Source organism: Rhizobacter sp. P2_H3 (assembly GCF_056403355.1).
In genome coordinates this window covers 1-1529 of the sequence record NZ_JBFUFQ010000469.1, presented here as the reverse complement: position 1 = coordinate 1529, position 1529 = coordinate 1, and the positions used below count along the sequence as shown (strand labels likewise).

Sequence of the window (1529 nt, the reverse complement as noted above, 5' to 3'; positions counted from 1 at the left end):
GTTCAACCACGGCTACACCTACTCCGGGCACCCGGTGGCGTGCGCGGTGGCGCTGGCCAACATCCGGCTGATCCAGCGCGAGGGGCTGGTCGACCGCGTGCGCACCGAGCTCGGGCCGCATCTCGCGGCGCGCTTCGCCGAGCTCGGCGAGCATCCGCTGGTCGGCGAGGCGCAGACCTGCGGAATGATGGGTGCGCTGCAGCTGGTGAAGGACAAGTCGGCCAACCGCGTGTTCGACAGCGCGCTCGAAGTCGGCATGGTGTGCCGCGGCCACTGCTTCGGCAACGGGCTGATCATGCGCGCGGTCGGCGACCGCATGATCGTCGCACCGCCGCTCGTGATGACGATCGCGCAGGTCGACGAGATGGTCGCGCTGATCCGCAAGTGCCTCGACCTCACCCTCGCCGACGTCAGGCAGCGCGGCTGGCTCTGATCTTGCGTTCGACGATTCAGGTTCGGATTTCTCTCAACACGAAGGACATGACCATGAAGCAGGTGTTCGGTGCATTGGGATGTGCGGTGGCTGCAATGCTGTGGGGCACGGCGGCCGTTGCGCAGGAGGAAGACAAGGTCATCAACATCTACAACTGGTCCGACTACATCGCCGAGGACACGCTGGCCAACTTCGAGAAGGAGACCGGCATCAAGGTGCGCTACGACAACTTCGACAACAACGAGATCGTCCATGCGAAGCTGGTGGCCGGCAAGAGCGGCTACGACGTGGTCGTGCCGTCGTCGTACTGGGCCAAGCTGCAGGCCGACGGCGGGCTGCTGCGCAAGCTCGACAAGAGCAAGCTGCCGAACCTGAAGAACATGGACCCGCAGACCCAGGCGACGCTCGCCAAGCTGGACCCGGGCAACGACTACATGGTGGACTGGCTGTGGGGCTACACCACGGTGGGCATCAACGTCGACAAGGTGAAGGCCGCGCTCGGCAGCCTGCCGATGCCCGACAACGCCTGGGACCTGGTGTTCAAGCCGGAGTACATCAGCAAGCTGAAGTCGTGCGGCGTGTCCTTCCTCGATTCGCCGACCGACATCGTGCCGGCCGCGATGCACTATCTCGGCAAGCCGGCGTTCTCGCGCAACGCCGGCGACTACCAGGCGGTGCCGGACCTGCTGAAGAAGATCCGTTCGTCGGTGACCTTGTTCAGCTCGTCGGGCTACATCAACGACATGGCCAACGGCTCGATCTGCGTGGCGCTCGGCTGGTCGGGCGACATCAACATCGCCCGCCAACGCGCGATCGACAGCAAGACCGGCCAGAAGATCGAGGCGCTGATCCCGAAGACCGGCGGCGTGCTGTTCTTCGACACGATGGTGATCCCCGCCGATGCGCCGCACCCGGACAACGCGCACAAGTTCATCAACTACATCATGAAGCCCGAGGTGCATGCGTCGCTGACGAACAAGGTGTTCTACGCGAACCCGAACAAGGAATCGCGCAAGTTCATCAAGCCCGAGGTGGCGAGCAACCCGACGGTGTTCCCGGGCGATGCCGACATGCAGAAGATGGCGCTGCCTGATGC

2 protein-coding genes are annotated in these 1529 nt (G+C 64.2%); both read left to right on the top strand.

The window, feature by feature from the left end:
- Positions 1–433 (top strand): aminotransferase class III-fold pyridoxal phosphate-dependent enzyme (locus AC1D1T_RS32400; protein ID WP_477993456.1); only part of this gene is annotated, 433 nt, incomplete at its 5' end.
- Positions 434–480: 47 nt separating this feature from the next.
- Positions 481–1529: polyamine ABC transporter substrate-binding protein (locus AC1D1T_RS32395; RefSeq protein WP_477993455.1), on the top strand; the 1049-nt coding region annotated here is incomplete at its 3' end.